This window comes from Rhizobium ecuadorense (genome assembly GCF_001187535.1).
In the GTDB taxonomy this organism is placed as follows: domain Bacteria; phylum Pseudomonadota; class Alphaproteobacteria; order Rhizobiales; family Rhizobiaceae; genus Rhizobium; species Rhizobium ecuadorense.
In genome coordinates, this window is the sequence record NZ_LFIO01000069.1 from 1 (window position 1) to 328 (window position 328).

A 328-nucleotide genomic window follows, 5' to 3' on the forward strand; every position below is an offset into this window, starting at 1 on the left:
CGTCGGACGTCCTTTGAACGAGCTTTATCCGCGCCGCGCCCATAGTGTTGGTGACGTGCTCCTGCGGATGCGGCAGGCTTCCTTCCGCCCACATCGCGCGTCTCCCGGGTGGCAAGCGCCAATCAAAGTCGATCTCGATGTTCGTAGCGGCGAAATCGTCGGGCTCGCTGGCGTTATGGGGGCGGGTCGAACCGAGCTCTTGAGCGCACTCTACGGAACAGGCGTGCCGGGCCAATGGCATGGGGACATTACGATTGGTGGCAGACCGACCAGGCTTAAATCGATCGCGGCTGCTCGCAGGGCAGGACTGGCATTCGTAACCGATGAC

General features: G+C 62.2%; 1 protein-coding gene. It reads left to right on the forward strand.

Annotated features, from left to right (window positions below):
* Positions 1–328 (forward strand): ATP-binding cassette domain-containing protein (locus AF337_RS46195; RefSeq protein WP_152970878.1); only part of this gene is annotated, 328 nt, incomplete at both ends.